The following is a 23,401-nucleotide window of genomic DNA, read 5'->3' as shown; positions in this document are numbered from 1 at the left end:
CCTCCAATCATCGGTTCTCCCCGAGACTACTCGACAACCCCCCGGATTGATGCCGACCCCGGTTTCAGCCCGGACGCGCCGGACCTCAGAGGTTGTAGCCGATGGCCCGCAGCTGTTCGCGGCCATCTTCGGTGATCATCTCCAGGGTCCACGGAGGCAGCCACACCCAGTTGATGGTCACCGAGTTCGCGAGGCCGTCGAGCGCGTACTTCGTGTCGTACTCGATGCGGTCGGTCAGCGGGCAGGTGGGCGAGGTGAGGGTCATGTCGAGGGTGACGTTGGCCTCCTCGTCCACCGTGACCCCGTAGAGCAGGCCGAGGTCGACGACGTTGACCATCAGCTCGGGGTCGACGACGTCCTTCATCGCCTCCTCGATCTCCTCCTCGGTGGGGATCGGCCTGGTCGAGTCGTCGTCGGGCAGTTCGTCCTTGACCAGATCCGAGGGACGCGGGTCGGGGGTGTACATCAGTTCTCCTTCGCTGAGGCCTGGCTGACGGCATCCCGGAGGGCCGCCCAGGCGAGCAGGGCGCACTTGACGCGCGCGGGGAACTTCGAGACGCCGGCGAAAGCGATGGCGTCCTCGAAGCGGTCCTCGTCGGGGGTGATCTCCCCCTTGGAGTGCATCATCTCCAGGAAGTCGTCGTAAAGACCGGAGAAATGGTCGATGTCCTGGTCGATCACCAGGTCTCCCAGGATGGATGTGGATGCCTGCGAGATGGAGCATCCCTCACCGTCGTAGGACATGTCGGCGATCGTGTCGCCGTCCAGGTGGACGCGCAGGGTCAGCTCGTCGCCGCAGGACGGGTTGACGTGATGCACCTCGGCCTCGTATGGCTCCCGCAGTCCGCTGTGGTGCTTCTCGCGGTAGTGGTCGAGGATGATCGTCTGATAGAGCTCGTCGAGGTTCATCGTGCTCCAAAGTAGTCGCGGGTGAACACCAGCGCATCCGCCAATGCGTCGATCTCCTCCCGGGTCGTGTAGAGGTGGGCCGATGCCCGGGTGGAGCTCTGGTGACCGAGTCTCCTGTGCAACGGCCTGGCGCAGTGGTGCCCACCCCGGATGGCGATACCACGGGAGTCCAGCACCTGCATGACGTCGTGCGGGTGGATGCCCTTCAGGTTGAACGAACACGCCGATCCCCGTTCGGCGGCCTCCGCCGGTCCCAGCAGCACCAGCCCATCGATGCTGGTCAGCTTGGCGAGCATGTACTCGGTCAGCTCGTGTTCGTGGGCGGCAATGGCGTCCATTCCGATCCCCTGCAGGTACTTGATGGCTGCGGCGAGCCCTGCGGCCTGGGCGATCGGCGGGGTGCCCGCCTCGAAACGCTGGGGCGGATCCGCGTAGGTGGAGTGGGTCATCTCGACCACCTCGATCATCTCCCCACCACCGAGGAAGGGGGGCAGGGAAGCCAGGAGCTCCCCCCTGCCCCACAGCACCCCGATACCGGTCGGGCCGCACATCTTGTGACCCGTGAAGGCCACCAGGTCGGCTCCGAGGGCCGCGACGTCGACGCTCTGGTGAGGCACCGACTGGGAGGCGTCGACCACCATCACCGCGCCTACCGCGTGGGCCTTGGCGGCGATCCCGGCCACCGGGTTGCGGGTGCCCAGCACATTGCTCACGTGGGCGATGGAAACCACCCTGGTGCGTTCGTTGATCAACCCGTCACGTTCGGCCGCCTCGAGGTCGAGCCGCCCCTCGTCCGTGACGTCGAACCAGCGGAGCACCGCCCCGGTGCGCTCACACACCAGCTGCCAGGGAACGATGTTCGAGTGGTGCTCCATCACGGAGATCACCACCTCGTCACCCGGAATCAGCCGGGCCGCCAGGGTGTTGGCCACCAGATTGAGCGCCTCGGATGCATTTCTGGTGAAGACCACTTCCTCAGGGGCGGCGGCGCCGATGAAGGACGCGACCAAGCCCCGCGCCCCCTCGTAGGCCTCGGTGGCCTCGGCGCCGAGCACGTGCATCGCGCGCGCCACGTTGGCGTTGTGCTGCAGGTAGTGCTCGGCTATCGCGTCAACGACCACCCGGGGTTTCTGGGAGGTGTTGGCCGAGTCCAGGTAGACCAGTGGATACTGCCCCATCCTGCGCTTCAGGATGGGGAAATCCTGCCGGATCGTATCGACGTCAAAGCTCACTTCGGTCCTCTCCTCCTCAACCACCGTCTCCCCCGCTCCCGGGGTCGGGGCACCGTCAGGCCCTGGCCGCCTTGATATAGGCCTCGTAGCCCTTGGCCTCGAGGTTGTCGGCCAGCTCACGCCCGCCCTGGTCGACGATGCGGCCGTCGACGAAGACGTGAACGAAGGTGGGGTCGATGTAACGCAGGATGCGGGTGTAGTGGGTGATGAGCATCACGGCCCGGTCCCCCTGGGCGGAGTAGCGGTTCACGCCATCGGCGACGATGCGCAGGGCGTCGATGTCGAGACCGGAGTCGGTTTCGTCGAGGATGGCGGCCTTGGGATTGAGCAGCTCCAGCTGGGCGATCTCGTGGCGTTTCTTCTCGCCACCGGAGAAACCCTCGTTGACGGAACGGGCCGAGAAGGAGCTGTCCAGGTTCATACGGTTCAGCACGTTCTCGACGTCCTTGACCCAGGTGCGGATCTTGGGGGCCTTGCCGTCGAGGGCGGTCTTGGCGGTGCGGAGGAAGTTCGCCACGGACACCCCCGGAACCTCGACCGGGTACTGCATCGCCAGGAACAGGCCCTGCCGGGCGCGTTCATCGACGGTGAGGTCGGTCAGCTCCACTCCGTCGAGGGTCACGGATCCGGAGGTGATCTCGTACTTGGGGTGTCCCGCGATGGCGTAGGCGAGGGTGGACTTCCCGGAACCGTTGGGACCCATGATCGCGTGCACCTCACCGGAGTTCACGGTGAGGTCCACGCCCTTGAGGATCTGTTTGGGACCCTCCTCGGTCAGGACGTCGACGTAGAGGTCGGAGATGACGAGATTGGACATGGTTTTCAGGACTCCTGGAATTCGGTGATGGGGTGGTCGAGATCGACCAGCACCTGCTGGTCCTCGATCTGGACCGGGTAGACGTTGACGGGTTCCGTGGCGGGCAGGCAGAGGGCGCGGCCGCTTCGCAGGTCGAAACGGGAGCCGTGGAGGTAGCACTCTATCGAGCCCTCCTCGACATCCCCGTCGCTCAGGGGAACGTGCCCGTGACTGCAGAGATTGTGGATGGCGAAGTACTCGCCCTGATGGAGCACGATGGCGATCTCGTGTTCGTCGACGGCGAGCGGGATCTCGGGAATCAGCTCGTCGAGGGTGGCGACGGCGATGAAGCTCACTGAGCGGCCCTCATGGCCTCGGCCGCCATGTCGAGTTCCTTCTCCACCTGGGCCAACAGCCTCTTCTCGACCTCGGGAACACCGATGCGCCGGATGATGTCGTTGAAGAAACCGTGCACGACGAGGCGTCTGGCCTCGGCCTCCGGGATGCCGCGGGAGCGCAGGTAGAAGAGCTGGAGGTCATCGAACCGGCCAGTGGTGGAGCTGTGGCCGGCCCCCTCGATCTCGCCTGTTTCGATCTCCAGGTTGGGAACGGAATCGGCCCGGCAGCCGTCGGTGAGGACGAGGTTCTTGTTGGACTCGTAGGTTTCGATGCCCTCGGCGACCTTCCGGATCAGCACGTCACCTATCCACACCGAGTTCGCGCCCTCGCCCTGCAGCGCACCGCGATAGTCCACGTTGGACCTGGTCTTCGGGGCGTTGTGGTCGACGAAGAGGCGGTGCTGGATGTGTTGCCCGGCATCGACGAAGTAGAGACCGTACTGTTCGAGTTCACCGCCGGGACCCGTGAAGCGGGCGTTCTCCTGGAGCCGGATCACGGCGCCACCGAGCGATGCCTGGACGGTGCGGACCCGGGCGTCACGTCCGACCTCGATGCTGATCTGACCGCCGTGGACGGCATCGGCATCCCAGTCGTTGACGTACACGAGGTTCACCTCGGCTCCATCACCGACCCGGATGTCGTACTTCGCGGCGTAGGATCCGCTGCCTTTGTAGTGGAACACGATGGTGGCGCGGGAGTTGGCCCCGACCTCCAGCACGAAGACCTCTGCCGCCTCCGCGCCGTTCCCGGTCCCGACGTGGACGTTGGCCTGGTCGATTTCGGTGTCTGCCGGGACACGCATGAGCGCCAGTTCCGCGCTGCGGGCCACCGCCAGGGCCGCGACGCGGTCCACCGGGGGTTCGACGGCGAGGTCCTGCAGTGCGCTCATGGGCATGACGGTGAACTCCACGCCAGCAGGGGTTTCCCCCTCCCAGCTGAGTCCGGGAAGCGCGTCACCCTCGGCCAACAGCCCGGCGAGACGCTTCAGCGGGGTGAAGCGCCAGATCTCCTCCATGCCTGTCGGCTTCGGATGATCGGCGACCTCCCACGACGGGGTGGGGTGAAGATGGGATGCGACGGTCTCGACGGCTCCGAACCCGTTCACTGCAGCAGTGGTGCTCAACTTTTCTTCCTCTTGTCCGTTTCGTTCCGGGGCCGACATCAGCCGACCGCACCTTCCATCTGCAGCTCGATGAGCCGGTTGAGTTCCAGGGCGTATTCCATGGGGAGTTCCTTGGCGATGGGCTCGACGAAACCACGCACGATCATGGCCATCGCCTCGTCCTCCTCCATGCCTCGGGACATGAGGTAGAACAGCTGGTCATCGGAGACCTTGGAGACGGTCGCCTCGTGGGCCATGGAGACGTCGTCCTCCCGGACATCCACGTAGGGATAGGTGTCGGAGCGGGAAATGGTGTCCACCAGCAGTGCATCGCATTTCACCGACGACGCGGAGTGATGCGCTCCCGCCTCGACCTTCACCAGGCCGCGGTAGGAGGAACGCCCGCCGCCGCGGGAAACCGATTTCGAGATGATCGACGAGGAGGTGTGGGGGGCGCAGTGCACCATCTTGGAGCCCGCGTCCTGGTGCTGCCCCTCGCCCGCGAAGGCGATCGACAGGGTCTCGCCGCGGGCGTGTTCCCCCATCAGGTAGACGGCCGGGTATTTCATGGTCGCCTTGGAACCGATGTTGCCGTCGACCCACTCCATGGTGGCGCCCTCCTCGCAGACGGCGCGCTTGGTGACGAGGTTGTAGACGTTGCTCGACCAGTTCTGGATGGTCGTGTAGCGGCAGCGGGCGCCCTTCTTGATGAAGATTTCCACCACCGCCGCGTGCAACGAGTCGGAGGAGTAGATGGGAGCTGTGCAGCCCTCGACGTAGTGCACGTAGGCGTCCTCGTCGACGATGATCAGGGTCCGCTCGAACTGGCCCATGTTCTCGGTGTTGATCCGGAAATAGGCCTGCAACGGGATGGAGACGTGGACTCCCTTGGGAACGTACACGAAGGAACCACCGGACCAGACGGCGGTGTTCAGCGCCGCGAACTTGTTGTCACCTGCCGGGATGATGCTGGCGAAGTGTTCCTTGAAGATCTCGGGATGTTCCCTGAGGGCGGTGTCCGTGTCGAGGAAGATCACACCCTGCCGTTCCAGTTCCTGATTGATGTGGTGGTAGACCACCTCGGATTCGTACTGGGCTGCGACACCGGCCACGAGGCGGGCCTTCTCCGCCTCGGGGATGCCGAGCCTGTCGTAGGTGTTCTTGATGTCCTCGGGCAGGTCATCCCAGGTCTGTGCCTGGCGTTCCGTGGAACGGACGAAGTACTTGATGTTGTCGAAATCGATCTCGTCGAGTTCCGCTCCCCAGGCCGGCATCGGTTTCTTGCCGAACAACTTGAGGGCCTTCAGGCGCAGGTCCCGCATCCACTCGGGTTCGCCCTTCAGCTCGGAGATGTTCCGGACCACGGCCTCGCTGAGGCCTCGCTGGGCAGCAGCACCGGCGGCATCGGAATCGTGCCAGCCGTACTGGTAGCCGTTTAGGGCTTCCAGGTGCTCGTCCTGCGTGGCCCCCACTCCGGGGGCCTGTGGCGTGGTCGTCATAGGGTCACTTCCTGATCTTGCTCGGGATGACGGGGTTGGGAACGTGGGTGGTGCACACCCCGTCCCCGTGGGCGATGGTCGCGAGCCGCTGGACGTGGCTGCCCAGCAGCCGCGAGAACAGCTGGGTCTCAACCTCGCAAAGCTGGGGGAACTCTGCCGCGACATGCGCCACCGGGCAGTGGTGCTGGCACAGCTGGTCGCCCGAACGAACCGGCTTGACCGAGGGCGCGTAGGTGGCTCCCAGGGCCTCGGTGAGCAACTCGATGGGGGTGCGTTCGGGATGGGCCTCGCGCAGCTCGTTGAAACGGTTCTCGATCTCGTCGACGCGTTCCGAGGCCAGGTCGACCATGGCCTGCGGCCCGGCGGCCTCGATCAGCCTCCGGATGGCGACTATGGCCAGCTCGTCGTAGGCCTGGTGGAACTCGGAACGTCCCGCGTCCGTGAGGAAGAACACCTTGGACGGGCGGCCCCGGCCACGCGCCCCGTAGACCCGTTGTTCACGCGAACCCAGGGTCCCCTCCCCCAAGAGGGTGGACAGGTGGCGACGGATGGCGGCGGGGGTCAGGTTCAACCGTTCAGCGAGTTCTCGCGCCGTCGATGGTCCGTGTTCCAAGATGGAGCGGACCACCCGTTCTCGGGTGGAGTTGTCGGCTTCCTGCATGTCCGCGCTCATGACACCCTCCTCCCAGCGATTTTGCACACGCCAGTCTTTCGGAATCTCCCAAGCGTATCAAGCTAGGGCAGCCTAACCATCAAGGCCCACGGCTACCCTCGACGCGGTCGGAGGTGTCCCGCCCTTCTCCCCGATCAAATCAGTTCCCCGGGATTCCAAGTCCTTGGGCCAACAATACTCATCGCCCGTCGCGGCGCAACCCTGGAAGTCCGCGAGGGGATCCCGGCTCGGGCGACCTCAACGGGAGTAGCGCAGCGGATTGGGGCGGCACCGGGTCTCCGTGGCGATCCTGAGCCCGGGGGCCAGCCGCCCCGCCTCCCGGAGGGCGAGCAGTTTCTCGACCACCTTGTCGCGCAACATCACGGGCGAGATGGTGTTCAGGTAGATCTTGGTGGCCCCCTCGAAACCGGCGAGGGTGGAGACCCGCCACTTGAGCATCACCCGCCACGGCATCGGGAGCGCGACGTCGATCGGCCGGTGGTGCCATTCCTCATTGCAGGCGATGTCGACCCCGGTGGCGGCATGCATGGCGTGGATCAGGTCCGACATCCCCCGCACCTCCTCGGCGGACTGCTCCCAGGGGTCGGAGAACTCGGAACAGGAGTAGATCTCCAGGGTCGGGTAGCGGTGCCCGAAACCCGCGAAGGCGACCGCGTGGTCGTTCTCGGCGACGATCAGGTTGTGATAACCCGCGTAGTTCGGACCCACCTCGTTGAACAGGTTCGAGTCCTGCCGCAGCCGGGCGAGCGCCACCTCGTGCTGAACGCCCCGTTCGTCGATGGCGACGAGCTGCTTGTGGAGGTGGTCGAAGGACGCCCCCGCCGGTTTCAGCCAGTTCTGGAAGACGGTCACGTAGCGGGCGTACCGGTTGTTCTCGTAGCTGCGGCGTATCGAGTCGATCGTGAAGGCGATGAACTTCTCGTGTTCCCCCGGGGTCAGGGTCCCGGAGCCGGCGAGTTGCGTGTCATCGACCGCGCCGTCGACGAAGTGCCGCCTGGCGATTATCACGTCGTGCCCGCCGCCGAAGAACCCTGAGGCCACTTCCAGACGCTGCTCCCGGGTCATCGCGGCGATCTGGCCGGTGCCGTGCCCGGAGGCCCTCAGCTTCATCTCGGCCACCCGCAGCACGTGCTCCAGGCCCTCGGGAGAGGCCAGGTAGGCCCGTTGGCGCTGCGCGACGGCCTCGGGAAGCTCGAAATTGTAATTGGCGCGCCAGTAGTCGAAGCTCAGGATCTCGAACAGGTTCGGGATGCAGCGGAACTCGGCGGTGGTGGCGAACAGTTCCTCCGCCGGAAGCCCCATCAGTGTTTCCCATCCGTCACCGGAACGCACCACGCGGGCCTTCTCCGGCGGGGTCTCCAGGTAACGCCGTTCGCAGAAGGCGCAGTGCGCCCCGTGGGCCGTCTCGTCGATGGGGTTGGGTTCGGGGCGTTTGCGGCCGAGGGGTCGGTTACCCCGCCCCGGCACGGTCCACACCTCGGTTCCGGTGAGCGGTCCGACTTGTTTCACTGTTCCGTCGGCCATGGTGGACAGGTACTCGGGCTGCCTGACATAGGGCTGCATGACGCCACCGTAGATCATCACCGGGTCCGGATGCTCCGCCACCGGAGTGTTCCCGCCCGCGGACGAGATCATGGCACGGGCCGACCGGCGACAAAACCCTGGCACCACCCGGCACACGGAACCCCCCGATGCAACGGCAACCGGTATGGTCGGAACTGTGACCAACAGCAATCCACTCCGCGACCCCCGGGACCGGAGACTGCCAAGGATCGCGGGTCCCTGCGTCCTGGTGATCTTCGGCGTCACGGGTGATCTTTCCAGGAAAAAACTGATGCCGGCCGTCTACGACCTGGCGAACCGCGGCCTGCTTCCCCCCGGTTTCGGCCTGGTGGGTTTCGCGCGCCGAGACTGGGCCGATCAGGATTTCGCGAAGGTGGTCCACGACGCGGTCAAGGAAAACGCCCGCACCCGTTTCCGCGAGGAGGTCTGGGAGCAGTTGCTGGAGGGGATCCGGTTCGTGCCGGGCACGTTCGACTCCGACGAGGCCTTCCAGCGGCTCCGCGCCACCCTTGAGGAACTCGACCAGGCCCGCGGCACCAGCGGTAACCACGCCTTCTACCTTTCCATCCCACCGTCGAACTTCGAGCAGGTGGTCTCCCAGCTCAAACGAAACGCCATCACGGGCGAGGGCGACAACACCTGGAACCGGGTGGTGATCGAGAAACCCTTCGGCCACGACCTGCGCTCGGCCCGTGAACTGAACGGCGTCGTCAGTCAGCTCTTCTCCCCCCACGAGGTGTTCCGCATCGACCACTATCTGGGCAAGGAGACGGTGCAGAACATGTTGGCGATGCGTTTCGCCAACGAACTTTTCGAACCCTTCTGGAACCGCAACTACGTCTCCCACGTGGAGATCACCATGGCCGAGGACATCGGCATCGGCGGCCGGGCCGGGTACTACGACGGGATCGGGGCGGCGCGCGACGTCATCCAGAACCACCTGCTGCAGCTGCTCGCCCTGGTCGCGATGGAGGAACCGACCAGTTTCGAGGCCGCGCAGCTGCGCACGGAGAAGACCAAGGTGCTGGCGGCCGCCCGGGTCCCCTCCGACTACGCCGCCCACACTGCCCGCGGCCAGTACGCCGCGGGCTGGCAGGGGGGCCAGTTGGTGCGCGGTTACCTGGAGGAGGAAGGCGTCTCCCCCGATTCCCGCACCGAGACCTACGCCGCCATCCGCGTCGATGTCGACAACCGCCGCTGGGCCGGGGTCCCGTTCTACCTGCGGGCCGCCAAACGCATGCCTAGGCGGGTCACGGAGGTCGCCCTGGTGCTGAAGCAGGCACCTCACCTGCCCTTCCCCGCCACCGAGACCGCGGCCCTGGGACAGAACGCCCTGGTGATGCGCGTCCAGCCCGACGAGGGCGTCACCCTCCGGTTCGGCGCCAAGGTGCCGGGCACACAGATGGAAATCCGTGACGTCTCCATGGACTTCGTCTACGGCGGCTCCTTCACGGAAACCTCCCCGGAGGCCTACGAACGCCTGATCCTGGATGTGCTGCTGGGCGATCCACCCCTGTTCCCGCAGCACGAGGAGGTGGAGCTCGGCTGGAAGATCCTGGACCCGGTGCTCGACTACTGGGCTTCGCTGCCCACCCAGCCGGAACCCTACGCGGCGGGCACCTGGGGTCCCGCCAGCGCCGTCGAGATGCTGGCCCGTGACGGCAACACCTGGCGCAGGCCGTAGAGGAGGAAGCCGTGATCATCGAACTCAACAACACCACGACGCAGGACATCACCTCCGCGCTGATCAGAGCCCACCGGGAGGTCGGGCCGACCAGCGGCATGGTCCTGACGCTGCTGGCGATCACCGACGACGACCACCAGGACGAGGTGCTCTCCGCCGCCCGGGCCTCCGCCATGGCACACCCGTCGCGGGTCATCGTCATCTCCAAGGCCGGCGGGGAAACCCGCCTCCACGCGAAGATCCAGGTCGGCGAGGGACTCCCGGGGGACCTGATCGCCCTGAAGCTGCACGGCGAGCTGGCCTCGCACGGCGACTCCGTGGTGCTGCCCCTGCTGCTGCCCGACTCCCCCACGATCGCCTGGTGGCCCCACAAGGCCCCCGACGCCCCCGCCCAGGACCCGATCGGCAGGTTGGCGACCCGCAGGATCACCGACTCGATGGGGGCGCCGGATCCGCAGCTGGCCCTGGCGATCCGCGCCCGCAACCTGGCCCCCGGCGACACGGACCTGTGCTGGACCCGGATCACGCGCTGGCGTGCCCTGCTGGCCGCCGCCCTGGACCAGTTCCCGCACCAGGTCACCTCCGCCCTGGTGCGTTCCACCCCCGACAACGCCTGCTCCACCCTGCTGGTGACCTGGCTGGAGCAGCAGCTGGGTGTCCCGGTGCTGCACGAGGACAGCGACCAACCGGGAATCTCGGAGGCGAGGCTGACCACCGACGGGGGTGACATCGTCATCAACAGGGGCCGCTCCGAGGCCATCGCCCGCTACGCCGTGCCGGGCCAGCCGGAACGAAAGGTGGCGTTGAAACGACGTCCTCTCACCGAATTGCTCACGGAGGAGTTGCAGCGTATGGATCCCGATGCCGTCTTCGAGTCGGTCGTGAGCCACATCGCCACGCGGGTGGGTGAGTGATGTTCACCCGGGTGGTGCGCCTGGAAACGGCGCAGCAGGTGGCGGATGTGGTCGCCCGCCGGTTCATGAAGAAGACCACGGAGCTGCTGGACAGCCGCGAGGAGGTGCACGTGTGCCTGACCGGCGGTGGCACCGCGGACCTGGTCTACGAACGTTTCGCGGACCTGTCCGCCGAGGCGAAACTCGACCTGGGGCGCCTGCACCTGTGGTGGGGGGATGAGCGTTTCGTGGCCGCCACGGATCCCGACAGGAACTCCCTCCAGGCCATCAGCCGGCTGGGACGCACCCTGCCCATCCAGTCGGCCCGGATCCACATGATGGCGGCGCGTGACGGCCGCGCGGACCCGCACGACAGCGCATCCGAATACGCCGCCGAGCTGGGGGAAACCCGCTTCGACCTGACCTTCCTGGGCATGGGACCGGACGGTCACGTCGCCTCGATCTTCCCGGGGCATCCGAGTTTCGAATCCACCTCCCGCAGTGTGATCGGGGTGACGGATTCCCCGAAACCACCCTCGGAACGCATCTCGCTGACGATCCCGACCCTCAACCGATCCGGCGAGATCTGGTTCATCGTCACGGGCACCGGCAAGGCCGACGTGCTGCCCCGGGCCCTCGGCGGCGACGAAACCCTGCCGGCCTCCCACGCCCACGGACAGCAGGCCACGTACTGGTTCATCGACGACGCAGCCGCCTCGAAGCTGCCTCCCCGCTACGTCTGCCCGCTCTGAGCGGCAGATTTCACGGGTTCCCTGACGGCCTGGAACATTCCGAGCGCGGCGGCCCGGCGGAACCCGAGGGCCTCGTTCACGGCCAGCATGTGATGGTTCTCGGCCGCATTGAAGGTGTGGACCGCGGGGGCCTGGGGCAGGGCGGCGTGCACCGCCTCCAGGTTGGCCGCCTTGACCAGCGTTCCCAACCGGTGGCCGCGATATTCGGGAAGGACAATGGTGTCCCTCTGATGGATCATGGCTTCGGGCCACTCACGCGATGCGGACAGCTCATTCAACGCCACGACCTTTCCTGTTGGTTCGTGCACCACGATCCCGAGGAAAAGCCGGTTCGTCGAGCTGACTCGCGCGTAGTCAGCACGCACGCGGTCCGCATCCCAGGATGTCTCGGGAATGATCAGCCCGCCGGATGGCGCATCGGTGCTCATGCGTTGTTTCAGCACCGCGACACCGGCCGCCCACCCCGGGGGTACCTCCCCCTCCAGGCAGTGCACCCCGTAGTCCGGCCCGGCCGCGGCCCCGGCCGTGGCGAGAACCTCACTCAGCGCGACGGCCGGGGCGGCGAAGTCGTAACGGGAATACCACATCACCTGCCCCAGGACGAAGCCGTGGCGCAGGGCGAACCGCGCCCGTGGGCTGGCGGCCAGCAGCGCCCCATCCCCGACGGGACTGGGCAACACGGCATCGCCCGGGCCCGGCACCGGGGTCGGAATCTCGAGGTTGACGTAGCGGGTTTCGGGTTCCAGGGCTGACTGCACCACCTCCGCGAGCGCCTGCCCGATTCCCCGCCGCCTGTACCCGGGCGTGACGTAGACGTGCGCCATCGCACCTTCGGGCTCGTCCACGAAATCCACCACCAGCCTGGCGAAACCGACAGGCCGGTCCTTGACCCAGACCAGCCAGCGCCGCACCCGGCTCTCGGTAAGGGCGGCATGCGCAGCTCTCAGGTCGGCCTCCGGACCGTTCCGGGGCCCTTGGGGACCGAGCGCCTCGACGCTGTCATCGGTGTTCATGCGACAGTAGGCAGCCCATTCCTCGTTCACGTTCCCGGGAAGCGCGAATTCGCGGATCGCGACATCAGTCATTGCCTCACCTTAACGTCCGGTTTGAACAGCGTTTCCGGTAACTTTGATTCATGAAGAGGATTGCACGACCGGCACGAGTGGCCACGGGTTGCAAGGCGCATCCAAGGCCTGACGGGCCGCGATCCACCTTCGGAAGACGAACCGGGAGTCACCATGACTGATTTCCTGACCTGGCTCGGCCAGCACCCTTGGGCCGCCTGGGGCGTGCTGGCGCTGCTGCTGGCAGCGGCCGAGTTGCTCACCATGGACCTGACATTGCTGATGCTCGCGGCCGGCGCCCTCGCCGGCGGGGTGGTTGCGCTGCTGTTCCCCCACCTGCTGTGGCTCCAGGTGATCGTCGCCCTGGCCACCGCGGTGGCGACTCTCTTCCTGCTTCGTCCCACACTCCTGGAGAAGGCTCGCCAAGCTCCGGGATACCGCTCCTCCCTCGATGACCTGATCGGCTCGTTCGGAGATGTGACCACCCGGATCACCGCGAACTCGGGCGAGGCCAAGGTGGATGGCCAGATCTGGCAGGCCCGCAGCTACGACGACGCCATCACGATCGAGGCCGGGGAGAGAATCGAGGTCTACAAACTCGACGGAATCACCTTGATCGTCTATCCCATCGCCCGCTGACCAGAAACCGCAAGGAGCGACATTGCCCGCACCCACCATCGTTCTCATTGTTCTTGCCGTCGTCGTGGTCATGCTGCTGGCCGCGACCCTGAAGATCATCCGCCAACAGCAGGTGGCCATAGTCGAACGGCTCGGCAAGTTCCGCAAAGTACTGGATCCTGGACCACATCTGGTGGTTCCGTTCCTCGACCAGATCCGATACGCCCTCGACATGCGCGAGGAGGTGGTGCCGTTCCCACCCCAGGGCGTCATCACCGAGGACAACCTCATCGTCTCGATCGACTCGGTGATCTACTTCCAGATCGTCGATCCGGTCCGCGCCGCCTACGAGGCGCAGAACTACCGTGCCGCCATCGAACAGCTGACCATGACCACCCTGCGCAACATCATCGGTGGCATGGACCTGGAGGCCACCCTCACCTCCCGTGAAGAGATCAACAAGCGCCTGCGTGCGGTACTGGACGAGGCGACCGGCAAGTGGGGAATCAAGGTCAACCGGGTCGAGCTGCGCACCATCGAGCCGCCGCCGACCATCCGCGACGCCATGGAGAAGGGCGCCCGGGCGGAACGCGACAAACGGGCCTCGATCCTCTTGGCCGAGGGCCAGCGCCAGTCCCAGATCCTCTCCGCTGGCGGCGACCGGGAGGCCGCGATCCTCCGTGCCCAGGGCGATCGTGAGGCGGCCGTCCTCCGCGCCCAGGCCGACCGGCAGGCCCAGATGTTGCGCGCCGAGGGCGAGGCCCAGGCCATCACCACGGTTTTCAGCGCCATCCACGCCGCGGAACCGGACCAGGCCCTGCTCGCCTACCAGTACATGCAGATGCTGCCCCGCCTGGCCCATGGTGATTCGAACAAGATGTGGATCATCCCCAGCGAACTCAGCGACGCCCTGAAGGGCCTGGGACAGGTGGCGGGCTCCACCGACGTGCGGGATTACGTCTCGCGGGCCTCCCAGCACTTCTCCGCCCCGGAGCGGGTCGACGTGCACGCCGAGATCGCGGAACAGGCCCGCAAGGACCACGAACAGAGCAACGCCACGGTGAAGCAGGCCATAGCCGACGCCCAGGCCATGGAGGGCGCAGGGGGTACCCGGCGGCCGGGGCAGCCCTCCCCGCAACCGCCACAACACCAGGATCCCGACTCCCCGGGAACCTGGGAGCAGCACCCCGGCGGCCCGTACGGCGCTCAGTGACACAGCCCCGGAAACAGAAGAACGAATCCCCGTCCGGCTCCGGCCGGGCGGGGATTCGTTCACAACTGGGTTGTTCGTCTCATCAGTAGAGGATTTCGCCGGCTGCCCGGCGGGCCCTCAGCAAAGAGACCGCTTCCTCCAGGATCTGTGCCGCCTCCGCGTCGGTGCGACGCTCCTTCACGTATGCGAGGTGGGTCTTGTACGGGGTGATCTTCGGCGGTGGCGGCGGGTTCTCCGCATCGGTGTTGGCGGGCAACCCGCAGCGGGGACAATCCCAGGATTCGGGGATCACCGCATCGGCGGCGAAGGCCGGACGGGTTTCGTGCCCGCTGGCACAGTAGTAGGAGACGTGAAGTCTTGGGGCTGCATCGCCCCTCTCGGCTTCACCCATTGGTCCAGCGCCGACACGGCTACCGCGGATGGCGTTGCCACCTGCCACAACTACTCCTCGGGGTTCGGAAACATTCTCTTCTCAGGCGCCGATGCGGTAGAGCACCAGCAGCCCGATGATCGTCAACACCCAGATCAGCGTCAACACAAGGGTGATGCGATCCAATCGCCGCTCAGCGGTGGACACACCGCCCATGGAAGTGGACATGCCGCCACCGAACAGGTCGGACATGCCGCCACCGCGGCCCTTGTGGAGGAGTACTGACAGAGCCAGCAACGCGCTCAGAATGATCAGGACGACCGACAGGGTGGCTATGGGCCAGCTGACGAGGGGGACAATCACGCGGAGTAGTTTAACCGAGAGGCTCAAATCCACCACATCGTGGGGACCCGAAGCGTTTCACGCCACGGTCCCGAAAATGGGGTTGCCGCCGGCGAAATTCCGGTGACAACCCCATTCACGGATTTTCAGATCAGGAGAACAGCACGATCGCGGCGAACTCCTCGGCCTTCAGGCTGGCACCGCCGACCAGGGCGCCGTCGACATCCGGCTGGGCCATGATCTCGGCCACGTTGGATGCCTTCACGGAGCCCCCGTACTGGATCCGGACCGCATCCGCGGTGGCCCGGTCGTGCAGTTTCGCAATTTCCTCACGGATGGCGCCGCAGACCTCCTGGGCGTCCTCGGGGGTGGCCACCTCGCCCGTGCCGATCGCCCACACCGGTTCATAGGCGATGACGAGAGAGGCCACCTGCTCGGCGGGAATCCCCTTCAGGCAGCCACGAACCTGCTCGAGGGTGTACTCGACGTGGCGTCCTTCCTTGCGGATGTCCAGGCCCTCACCGCAGCAGATGATGGGGGTCATGTCCGCGGCCAGGACCTTCAGGGCCTTGGCGTTGATCAGGGCATCGGTCTCGCCGTAGTACTCGCGACGCTCCGAGTGCCCGACCACCACGTAGCGGACCCCCAGCTTCGACAACATCCCGGCGCTGATCTCGCCCGTGTAGGCACCCGAGTCGTGTTCGGAGACGTTCTGCGCACCGAGTTGGATCGGGAACCGGTCCCCCTCGATGAGGGTCTGCACGGTGCGCAGGTCGGTGAACGGGGGAATGACGACACAGTCGACGGAACTGCCGTCGTACTCCTTGTCGGCCAGGGTCCAGGCCAGTTTCTGAACGAGCCCCGTCGCCTCGACGTGGTTCAGGTTCATCTTCCAGTTGCCGGCCATGATCGGTTTGCGTGCCATGTCAGTTGCCTTCCTTCAGAACAGCGATACCGGGGAGGACCTTGCCCTCCATCAGCTCCAGCGATGCGCCACCGCCGGTGGAGATGTGCCCGAAGGCGTCCTCCGGGAATCCGAGGGCCCGCACCGCGGAGGCCGAGTCGCCGCCACCGACGACGCTGATACCGTCAATCTCGGTGAGGGCCTGCGCGACCGCTCGGGTTCCGGATTCCAGTCCGGGAATCTCGAACACCCCCATGGGGCCGTTCCAGAACACCGACCTGGCCTGGCGGATCGCGTCGCCGAACAGTTTCTCGGTGGCGGGGCCGATGTCGAGGCCCATCTTGTCGGCGGGAATGGCGTCGGTCGGGACCACGTCCACCTGGCCGACGGTGCGCGCCCCGAAATCAACCTCGGAGGCAATACGCACATCCACCGGAAGGAGGATGCGTTTGCCCGCGTCCTGGGCGGCTTTCAGGTATCCGGTGCAGGCCTCGATGGATGCGTCATCGACCAGCGAGTTTCCAACCCCCAGCCCCTGGGCCTTGAGGAAGGTGAAGGCCATGCCGCCGCCGATGACGAGGGTGTCGGCCACCTTGAGGAGGTTGTCGATGACGGCCAGCTTGTCGGCCACCTTCGCGCCACCGAGCACCACGACGAACGGACGCTTCGGATCCTCGGTGAGTCCTTCCAGGACATCGATCTCCGTCTTGACCAGCGAACCAGCCGCCGACGGCAAAAGCTTGGCGATGTCGTAGACGGAGGCCTCCTTGCGGTGCACCACACCGAAACCGTTGGAGACGAAGAAATCCCCGAAGGCCGCGTACTTCTCCGCCAGTTCCTTGCGGGCGGCCTCGTCCTTGGATTTCTCCCCGGCCTCGAAACGGACGTTCTCCAGGAGGGCGACCTCACCGTCCCCGAGGGATTCGACGGTGGCCTTCGCCGAGGGACCCACCACGTCGGTGGCGAGCTTCACCCGGGCGCCGAGCAGTTCACCGAGACGGGCCGCGACGGGAGCGAGGGAGAAGTTGGGGTCGGGTTCACCCTTGGGGCGGCCGAGGTGGGCCAGGACGACGATCCGGGCTCCCGCGTCGCGCAGCTCGTTCAGGGTGGGCAGGGCGGCACGGATCCGGCCGTCGTCGGTGATGTTCTTGTCACCATCCAGGGGCACGTTGAAATCGCAGCGGACCACCACACGCTTGCCGGCGAGGTTTCCAAGTTGGGAGACAGACTTCATTGAAGGTCCTTTCGGGTGGGGACACGACGGCCCCGGCAGCACGAGTGCAGACGGGGCCGAGGCGTCACTTCTTGGGTGAGGTCAGAGCTTGCTGCCGACGAGGACCGTGAGATCCACGAGACGGTTCGAGTAGCCCCACTCGTTGTCGTACCAGCCGACAACCTTGACCTGGTTGCCGATGACCTTGGTCAGCTGGGAGTCGAAGGTGCAGGAGGCGGCGTCGGTCTCGATGTCCTTGCTGACGAGAGGCTCGTCGGTGTAGACGAGGACCCGGCCGTCAGCGGCCTTCTTGACGATCTCGTTGATCTCCTCGACGCTGGTCTCGCGGGGGGCCTCGAAGGTGAGGTCAGTGGCGGAACCGGTGGGGGTGGGAACGCGCAGCGCGTAACCGTCGAGCTTGCCCTTCAGTTCGGGCAGCACGAGAGCAACCGCCTTAGCGGCGCCCGTGGTGGTGGGCACGATGTTGAGGGCCGCGGCGCGGGCGCGACGCAGGTCCTTGTGCGGGCCGTCCTGCAGGTTCTGGTCCTGGGTGTAGGCGTGGATGGTGGTCATCAGGCCCTTGACGATGCCGAGACCGTCGTTGAGGGCCTTGGCCATGGGAGCCAGGCAGTTGGTGGTGCAGGATGCGTTGGAGATGATGTTGTGGGCGGCCGGATCGTACTTGTCGTCATTGACGCCCATGACGATGGTGATGTCCTCGTTCTTGGCGGGAGCCGAGATCAGGACCTTCTTGGCGCCGGCGTCCAGGTGGGCCTTGGCCTTGGTGGCGTCGGTGAAGAAACCGGTGGACTCGATGACGATGTCGACACCCAGCTCACCCCAGGGAAGGTTCGCCGGATCCCGCTCGGCGAAGGCCTTGATCTCCTTGCCTCCGACCTTGATGGCGTCATCGTCGTAGGAGACTTCTTCGGGGAAGCGTCCGAGGATGGAGTCGTACTTCAGGAGATGGGCAAGGGTCTTGTTGTCAGTGAGATCGTTGACGGCAACCACCTCGAGGTCAGCGCCGGATGCGACAAGTGCACGGAAGTAGTTGCGGCCGATGCGGCCAAAGCCGTTGATTCCAACCTTGACGGTCATTTCGAATAGATCCCCTTCGAGAGATACCTGGGAGCCCGCCGCACCTGGGTGGCGCAACCGACGCCCTTCGGACAGCACCATCCTAGCCATTCAAGCCCGATCCCAGAAGGGTTCGGCACATTCATTGGGAATCGTTCAGGTCAGCCGGCAGCGAGGCCTCCGTGTTGGGGATGCCCGCCGCCTCCGCCGCCTTGTCGGCGGTGGCGAGCAGCCGCCTGATGCGCCCGGCCACCGCATCCTTGGTCAGCGGCGGGTCGTGCAGCTTGCCGAGCTCCTCCAGGCTCGCCTGGCGATGTTCGAGACGAAGCCTGCCCGCGGCCACCAGGTGCACCGGGGCGTCCTCGCCCAGGATCTCCAGGGCACGTTCCACCCGGGCACTGGCGGTCACCGCCGCCCTGGCGGAACGCCGCAGGTTCGCGTCATCGAAATTGGCCAACCGATTCGCCTGGGCCTTGACCTCGCGTCTCATGCGACGCTCCTCCCAGATCAGGCGGGTTTCCTGGGCACCCATCCGGGTCAGCAGGTCCGCGATGGCCTCGCCGTCCCGGAGCACCACACGATCGACGCCACGCGACTCGCGCGATTTCACGGTGATGCCGAGCCTTCGGGCGGCACCGCTGAGCGCCAGCGCCGCCTCCGAACCGGGGCAGGTGACCTCGAGGGCCATGGAACGGCCCGGCTCGGTCAGGGATCCCCGCGCCAGGAAAGCCCCCCGCCACACCGCGACGGAGTCGGCGATGGAACCACCGACCACCACCGCAGGCAGCCCCCGGACGGGACGACGCCGCTGGTCCACCAACCCGGTCAGGCGGGCCAGGGCCTCGCCGTCACGGATCACCCGAACGGCGTAGCGGGTGGTGCGGCGCAGCCCCGTTGCGTTGATCACCAGGAGGTCCGAGTCCAGGGAGTAGAGATCGTGTATGTAGGTGCGCAGCCTCCGGGCCGCGGCGGCGGAGTCCAGTTCCGCCTCGACGACGATGCGACCTCCCACCAGGTGCAACCCGCCGCCGAACCTGAGCATCGTCGCCACCTCCGCCCTGCGTGCATTCGGGTGGGGGGTTGCCACCGCTGCCAACTCCGTCTTCACCTTCTGGGTCAACGCCATGGGAGCCATCATTCCACCAATTCCCCGATGGCGTGGGTCTCAGCTGGCAAGAAGCTCCTGGTAGGCGTCTGCGAGCCGTTTCGGATCGTGACGTGCGCTGCCGTCGTGGCAGCGGATGTCGGCCACCGCCAGCTCGGCCCCGAGAGAGGCAGCGAACTGGGTGAGGTGGCGGTCGGAACCGGCGAAACCGACATCGGCCAGCACGAAGTCGAGACGCAGGGTCGGGGCGTGCTCCGCCAGCAGTTCGATGTGCCGTGATGCGGTGAACCCGTCGGTCTCGTCGGCGGCCGTGATGTTCATGACGAGGATGCGGCGGGCCGGGGTGGACAGGATCGCGTCGCGCAGCTCCGGGACCAGCAGGTGGGGAATCACCGAGGTGAACCAGGAACCGGGTCCCAGCACGATCGCATCGGCCTGCCGGACGGCCGCCACCGCCTCCGGGTGGGCCGGCGGGTTCTCGGGCACCAGCCTGACCGACTGGACCGTGGCCCGGGTCTTGGCCACGGTGGCCTGCCCCGCCAGGGTGCACAGCTCGTCCGGGGCGAGCGGGTCGAGTCCCAGCACGTCGGCCTCGATCTGCAGGGGAACCGAGCTCATCGGCAGCACCCTGCCCCGGGTCCGGAGCAGTTCCCCGACCATGTCGAGGCCCGCCACGGGGTCGTCCATCTGCTGCCAGAGACCCGCTATGAGCAGGTTCCCGATGGCGTGCCCGCCCAGCGGCCCGTCCCCGGAGAACCTTGACTGCAGGACCTGGGCCCAGCGCCGCCCCACCTGGTCGTCACCGCACAGCGCCGCCAGGGCCATGCGGAGGTCACCGGGCGGCAGGCAGCCGAACTCGCTGCGCAACCTCCCGGAGGAACCGCCGTCATCGGCCACCGTGACCACGGCCGTGAGCCGGTCCGTGATCCGGCGCAGGGCCGTCAAGGAGGTGTGAAGTCCGTGACCGCCCCCGAAAGCGACGATCGCGGATCCTCTCGGCCAGTTCATTCCTTCCCCAGATCCCGGTGCAACACACTGACACCGAATCCCCGGCCGCGTAGCCGGGCGGCCAGTTCCTCGGTCATGGATGTGGAACGGTGTTTCCCACCCGTGCACCCGATCGCGACGGTGACCTGACGCTTGCCCTCGGTGAGGTATCCGGGGGCCGCCACCTCGATGACTCCCAGCATGCATCCCTGGAACTCCTGGGCGGCTTCCTGGGAGAGCACGTAGGAGGCCACGTCCGGCGACAACCCGGTCTTGGGACGCAGCTCCGGAACCCAGTAGGGGTTCGGCAGGAAACGCACATCGAAGACGATGTCGGCGTCTACCGGCAGCCCGTTCTTGAACCCGAACGACATCAGCGCGACGCTCAGGTTGTCGGTGGCGTCGGTCCCGAAATGATTGGCGATGCGCTGGGCGAGCTGCCGGGCGCTGAGCCGGGAGGTGTCGACGACGATGTCGGCGGACGCCCGCAGATCCGCCAGGAGCCGCCGTTCACGCACGATACCGTCGAGCAGCCTGCCGTCGTACTGCAGCGGCAACGGCCGGCGGTTGGATTCCTGGCGTTGCACGATCACGTCGTCGCTGGCCTCCAGGAACAGCACCGTCACGCGATAGCCCCGCGCATTGACTTCCGCGAAGGCGGTGGGGAGCTGATCGAACTCCTCCCTGGAGCGCACGTCGACCACCACCGCCAGCCGCTCGGCCCGTCCCATCCGGTCCACGAGGATCGGCAGCATCGCGGGAGGCAGGTTGTCCACCACGTACCAGCCCAGGTCCTCCATGGTGTGGGCGGCCGTGCGCCGTCCCGCCCCGGACATTCCCGTCACGATCACGATCTCCGCCGGCCCATGCACTTCCACCATGGAGGAGACACTAGTCGCTCACCTGAACGGCATCGCACTTCACCCACATCACCGGAGGAGTTGTGTCGTCCCACCTCCCGTGTGACTGCCGGTGTCAGCCCCGGTGCGGTTCGTCACCGTTCGCGTTCCCCGAGTCCCCGGGCGGCCAGGGCCTCTCCCGTGCGTTCCGCGTGGGCGACGGAGCCGAGCACCATCGGCATGAGGAGCGCAACCACGTTGCGTTCCGCCCCGCGGGCCCGGGCGGCATCCCTCGCGTCATCGAACAGGCCGAGCAGGTAGGGGATGGAGCGGATCATCAGGGCCACCGCCAAGGCCACCCGCTCGGGGTTGAGCCCGACGAACCGGATCGGCCGCAGGGCCACGATCAGGGCGTTCAACAGTTCCGGGGTGGGGGTGGTGAGGGTCAGCAGACGCGCGGCGAGGACGGCCAGCAGCAGATTTCCGGGCACGACCACCGCGGCCACCGGGTTCAGGACCACCAGCTGGTAGGCGGCCAGCAACCCGAGGATCAGCCACATCGCCCACCCGATCCGCAGTATCCGGGCGGGGGCGATCCCGGAGCTCATGAACAACACGACGGTCAGTGTCAGCAACCCGAGGGTGACCGGCCAGGTCTGAAGGACCAGGGCCGGCAGGCTCAGGGTGAGCATGAGGAGGTATTTCCACCCCACCCCGAGCCGGAACAGCCACCCCTCCCCCGGCTGGTAGAGGCCGAGCAGACTCGCGTGAACATTCACCCGATCACCCCCATGGCGCTCTCGTACCAGGCGATCACCTCACCGGGTTCGCCGTCGGCAGCCACCCGTCCCCCCTCGATGACGATCACCCGGTCGGCGTCGGCAGCCACATCCATGTCGTGGGTGGAGTAGATGACCTGTTGCTCCAGTTCCGCGAGGGCGCGGCGCAGGGCCAGTTTGTTGCGCAGGTCGAGCAGGGTGGTGGGTTCGTCGGCCACTATCACCTCCGGTCGCACGGCCAGCACGCTGGCCAGCGCCACCATCTGGCGTTCCCCACCGGAGAGGTCGTAGATGCTCTGGTGGGCCAGGTGCCCCAGGCCCCGCTCGTCGAGGATCTGCTGGGCGCGATCCGCTCGTTCCTTCCTTGGCAGGTGCCCGAGACTGAGGGTCAGGTCCTCGATCGGGGTGGACATCAGCAGCTGGGCCAAGGGGTCGGTGAAGATGAACCCGACGAGCTGGCGGACCTTCCGCGGCTCCTCGGCGACATCATGGCCCTTGACGCTCACGGTGCCGGAGGTCGGCTGCCGCATGCCGTTGAAGAGCCTCAGCAGGCTCGACTTGCCCGATCCGTTGGCACCGATCACCGCCACACGCCGCTCCGACAGGGTCAGGCTGATCCCCGTGAGCAGGGTCCTGGCCTCGTCCCCCTTGCGAATCGGCGGGATGACGAGTTCGACGTCGGTGAGTTCGATCACCGCTGGGCCAGCAGGCGTGGGAAGGCCCGGTGAACCGCATAGGCCAGGATCACGACGATCACGCTCTTGATGGCGTCACTCACCCAGAATCCCATGTCGATCCCGAATGCCTTGCCGAAGTCCATTCCGCCGGCCCGCATCAACCCGAACACACCCAGGGGAAGGATGATGAGGTAGCGGCCCGCAAGCAGACCCAGGAAGAAGATCACCGGGGTGATGGCGCTCAGTCCTCGTTTCAGCGCCATCACGGCCACGAAACCGGCCAGCAGCGCGGCGAAGGGGAAGGAGATCAGGTATCCGCCCGTCGGGCCGGCGAAGGACGCGAGTCCGGCTCCTCCCCTGGCGAAGACGGGAAGCCCGGCCGCTCCGACCAGGAGGTACAGCAGGACCGCGGCGAATCCGCGCCAGGGTCCCAGGCACAGGCCCGCCAGGCCGATGCCGACGGTCTGCAGGGTGAATGGGACGGGACCGATGTTGAAACCGGGAACGATCGAGAGCGCGGCGATGAGGGCCGCGAACACGGCCACGTAGGCGAGATCGCCGCCCCGGAAGAAGCGAGCCGATGCAGGCACTGTTGCCTCCTGCTTGGTTGATGACGGTTGGGGACGGTGACATTCAACACCCCATGTTGAACAGTGTTCAAGTCGTGACCCGACCAGCTGCGCAACGCACCCGGCACTTCCCCCGTACACT

At 66.5% G+C, this 23,401-nt stretch carries 26 protein-coding genes; 5 read left to right on the top strand and 21 right to left on the bottom strand.

Features of this window, described 5'->3' with window-relative positions; all coding sequences use genetic code 11:
- Positions 1-85 precede the first annotated feature (85 nt).
- The 9 genes from ACO6D6_RS00800 to ACO6D6_RS00760 all read right to left on the bottom strand — a co-directional run bounded on the left by ACO6D6_RS00800 (position 86) and on the right by ACO6D6_RS00760 (position 8,215).
- Complete coding sequence (locus ACO6D6_RS00800; protein WP_484782474.1) at positions 86-466, bottom strand: metal-sulfur cluster assembly factor; 381 nt, start codon at positions 464-466, stop codon at positions 86-88.
- Positions 466-909, bottom strand: coding sequence for a Fe-S cluster assembly sulfur transfer protein SufU (gene sufU / locus ACO6D6_RS00795; protein ID WP_484782472.1), 444 nt, complete (start codon positions 907-909; stop codon positions 466-468). Before sufU ends, ACO6D6_RS00800 begins: the two co-directional genes overlap by 1 nt.
- Positions 906-2,141 carry an aminotransferase class V-fold PLP-dependent enzyme gene (locus ACO6D6_RS00790; RefSeq protein ID WP_484782471.1) on the bottom strand — a complete coding sequence of 412 codons (1,236 nt, stop codon included), beginning with the start codon at positions 2,139-2,141 and terminating at the stop codon, positions 906-908. Before ACO6D6_RS00790 ends, sufU begins: the two co-directional genes overlap by 4 nt.
- 55 nt (positions 2,142-2,196) lie before the next feature.
- Complete coding sequence (gene sufC / locus ACO6D6_RS00785; RefSeq protein ID WP_484782470.1) at positions 2,197-2,958, bottom strand: Fe-S cluster assembly ATPase SufC; 762 nt, start codon at positions 2,956-2,958, stop codon at positions 2,197-2,199.
- A 5-nt stretch (positions 2,959-2,963) separates the two neighbouring features.
- Entirely contained in the window at positions 2,964-3,293 is a 330-nt protein-coding gene (locus ACO6D6_RS00780) for a non-heme iron oxygenase ferredoxin subunit (RefSeq protein ID WP_484782469.1), read from the bottom strand.
- The gene (sufD, locus tag ACO6D6_RS00775; RefSeq protein ID WP_484782467.1) at positions 3,290-4,498 is read right to left on the bottom strand and encodes a Fe-S cluster assembly protein SufD; all 1,209 of its coding nucleotides are present in this window, start codon (positions 4,496-4,498) and stop codon (positions 3,290-3,292) included. Before sufD ends, ACO6D6_RS00780 begins: the two co-directional genes overlap by 4 nt.
- Positions 4,498-5,937 (bottom strand): Fe-S cluster assembly protein SufB, encoded by a 1,440-nt coding sequence (sufB, locus tag ACO6D6_RS00770; protein WP_484782466.1) that lies wholly within the window; start codon positions 5,935-5,937, stop codon positions 4,498-4,500. The genes sufD and sufB overlap by 1 nt, the downstream gene beginning before the upstream one ends.
- Before the next feature lie 4 nt (positions 5,938-5,941).
- Positions 5,942-6,610 carry a helix-turn-helix transcriptional regulator gene (locus ACO6D6_RS00765; RefSeq protein WP_484782465.1) on the bottom strand — a complete coding sequence of 223 codons (669 nt, stop codon included), beginning with the start codon at positions 6,608-6,610 and terminating at the stop codon, positions 5,942-5,944.
- 237 nt (positions 6,611-6,847) lie between these two features.
- Positions 6,848-8,215, bottom strand: coding sequence for a DUF4921 family protein (locus ACO6D6_RS00760; protein ID WP_484782463.1), 1,368 nt, complete (start codon positions 8,213-8,215; stop codon positions 6,848-6,850).
- A 103-nt stretch (positions 8,216-8,318) separates the two neighbouring features.
- On the opposite strand from ACO6D6_RS00760, the gene zwf reads away from it, so the two are divergent.
- From zwf to pgl, 3 genes are read left to right on the top strand one after another with little or no spacing between them, the layout of a single operon-like run.
- The gene (zwf, locus tag ACO6D6_RS00755) at positions 8,319-9,857 is read left to right on the top strand and encodes a glucose-6-phosphate dehydrogenase (RefSeq protein WP_484782461.1); all 1,539 of its coding nucleotides are present in this window, start codon (positions 8,319-8,321) and stop codon (positions 9,855-9,857) included.
- 11 nt (positions 9,858-9,868) lie between these two features.
- The gene (locus ACO6D6_RS00750) at positions 9,869-10,771 is read left to right on the top strand and encodes a glucose-6-phosphate dehydrogenase assembly protein OpcA (protein WP_484782459.1); all 903 of its coding nucleotides are present in this window, start codon (positions 9,869-9,871) and stop codon (positions 10,769-10,771) included.
- Positions 10,771-11,502 carry a 6-phosphogluconolactonase gene (pgl, locus tag ACO6D6_RS00745; protein ID WP_484782889.1) on the top strand — a complete coding sequence of 244 codons (732 nt, stop codon included), beginning with the start codon at positions 10,771-10,773 and terminating at the stop codon, positions 11,500-11,502. Before ACO6D6_RS00750 ends, pgl begins: the two co-directional genes overlap by 1 nt.
- Here the strand turns inward: pgl and ACO6D6_RS00740 are convergent.
- Positions 11,484-12,587, bottom strand: coding sequence for a GNAT family N-acetyltransferase (locus ACO6D6_RS00740; protein WP_484782457.1), 1,104 nt, complete (start codon positions 12,585-12,587; stop codon positions 11,484-11,486). The two genes, pgl and ACO6D6_RS00740, sit on opposite strands and share 19 nt — an antisense overlap.
- A 153-nt stretch (positions 12,588-12,740) precedes the next feature.
- Between ACO6D6_RS00740 and ACO6D6_RS00735 the strand changes: the two genes are divergently transcribed.
- Both ACO6D6_RS00735 and ACO6D6_RS00730 read left to right on the top strand, forming a co-directional pair.
- Positions 12,741-13,205 carry an NfeD family protein gene (locus tag ACO6D6_RS00735; protein WP_484782456.1) on the top strand — a complete coding sequence of 155 codons (465 nt, stop codon included), beginning with the start codon at positions 12,741-12,743 and terminating at the stop codon, positions 13,203-13,205.
- A gap of 70 nt (positions 13,206-13,275) precedes the next feature.
- Positions 13,276-14,397, top strand: coding sequence for an SPFH domain-containing protein (locus ACO6D6_RS00730; protein WP_484782888.1), 1,122 nt, complete (start codon positions 13,276-13,278; stop codon positions 14,395-14,397).
- Positions 14,398-14,479: 82 nt separating this feature from the next.
- On the opposite strand, the gene ACO6D6_RS00725 is transcribed toward ACO6D6_RS00730, so the two are convergent.
- The 11 genes from ACO6D6_RS00725 to ACO6D6_RS00675 all read right to left on the bottom strand — a co-directional run bounded on the left by ACO6D6_RS00725 (position 14,480) and on the right by ACO6D6_RS00675 (position 23,280).
- Positions 14,480-14,836: an RNA polymerase-binding protein RbpA gene (locus ACO6D6_RS00725; protein ID WP_484782454.1), complete on the bottom strand. Its 357-nt coding sequence runs from the start codon at positions 14,834-14,836 to the stop codon at positions 14,480-14,482.
- 33 nt (positions 14,837-14,869) lie between these two features.
- Positions 14,870-15,130, bottom strand: a complete 261-nt coding sequence (gene secG / locus ACO6D6_RS00720) for a preprotein translocase subunit SecG (protein WP_484782453.1) — start codon at positions 15,128-15,130, stop codon at positions 14,870-14,872.
- 130 nt (positions 15,131-15,260) lie between these two features.
- Complete coding sequence (gene tpiA, locus ACO6D6_RS00715) at positions 15,261-16,034, bottom strand: triose-phosphate isomerase (RefSeq protein ID WP_484782451.1); 774 nt, start codon at positions 16,032-16,034, stop codon at positions 15,261-15,263.
- Position 16,035: 1 nt separating this feature from the next.
- Entirely contained in the window at positions 16,036-17,247 is a 1,212-nt protein-coding gene (locus ACO6D6_RS00710) for a phosphoglycerate kinase (protein WP_484782450.1), read from the bottom strand.
- A gap of 81 nt (positions 17,248-17,328) precedes the next feature.
- Entirely contained in the window at positions 17,329-18,324 is a 996-nt protein-coding gene (gene gap, locus ACO6D6_RS00705; RefSeq protein ID WP_484782449.1) for a type I glyceraldehyde-3-phosphate dehydrogenase, read from the bottom strand.
- Between the two features lie 121 nt (positions 18,325-18,445).
- On the bottom strand, positions 18,446-19,429 hold the full coding sequence (gene whiA / locus ACO6D6_RS00700; RefSeq protein ID WP_484782447.1) for a DNA-binding protein WhiA: 984 nt from the start codon (positions 19,427-19,429) through the stop codon (positions 18,446-18,448).
- A 39-nt stretch (positions 19,430-19,468) separates the two neighbouring features.
- Positions 19,469-20,416: a gluconeogenesis factor YvcK family protein gene (locus tag ACO6D6_RS00695; protein ID WP_484782445.1), complete on the bottom strand. Its 948-nt coding sequence runs from the start codon at positions 20,414-20,416 to the stop codon at positions 19,469-19,471.
- The gene (rapZ, locus tag ACO6D6_RS00690; RefSeq protein WP_484782443.1) at positions 20,413-21,276 is read right to left on the bottom strand and encodes an RNase adapter RapZ; all 864 of its coding nucleotides are present in this window, start codon (positions 21,274-21,276) and stop codon (positions 20,413-20,415) included. The genes ACO6D6_RS00695 and rapZ overlap by 4 nt, the downstream gene beginning before the upstream one ends.
- Before the next feature lie 113 nt (positions 21,277-21,389).
- Positions 21,390-22,013 (bottom strand): CbiQ family ECF transporter T component, encoded by a 624-nt coding sequence (locus tag ACO6D6_RS00685; RefSeq protein WP_484782441.1) that lies wholly within the window; start codon positions 22,011-22,013, stop codon positions 21,390-21,392.
- Positions 22,010-22,708 carry an energy-coupling factor ABC transporter ATP-binding protein gene (locus ACO6D6_RS00680; RefSeq protein ID WP_484782439.1) on the bottom strand — a complete coding sequence of 233 codons (699 nt, stop codon included), beginning with the start codon at positions 22,706-22,708 and terminating at the stop codon, positions 22,010-22,012. Before ACO6D6_RS00680 ends, ACO6D6_RS00685 begins: the two co-directional genes overlap by 4 nt.
- Entirely contained in the window at positions 22,705-23,280 is a 576-nt protein-coding gene (locus ACO6D6_RS00675) for a biotin transporter BioY (protein ID WP_484782437.1), read from the bottom strand. The genes ACO6D6_RS00680 and ACO6D6_RS00675 overlap by 4 nt, the downstream gene beginning before the upstream one ends.
- Between the last annotated feature and the right edge of the window lie 121 nt (positions 23,281-23,401).

The organism is Arachnia sp. (assembly GCF_057238465.1).
The sequence above is the reverse complement of the archived record's forward strand: the minus strand, read 5'-3'. Positions and strand labels throughout refer to the sequence as shown.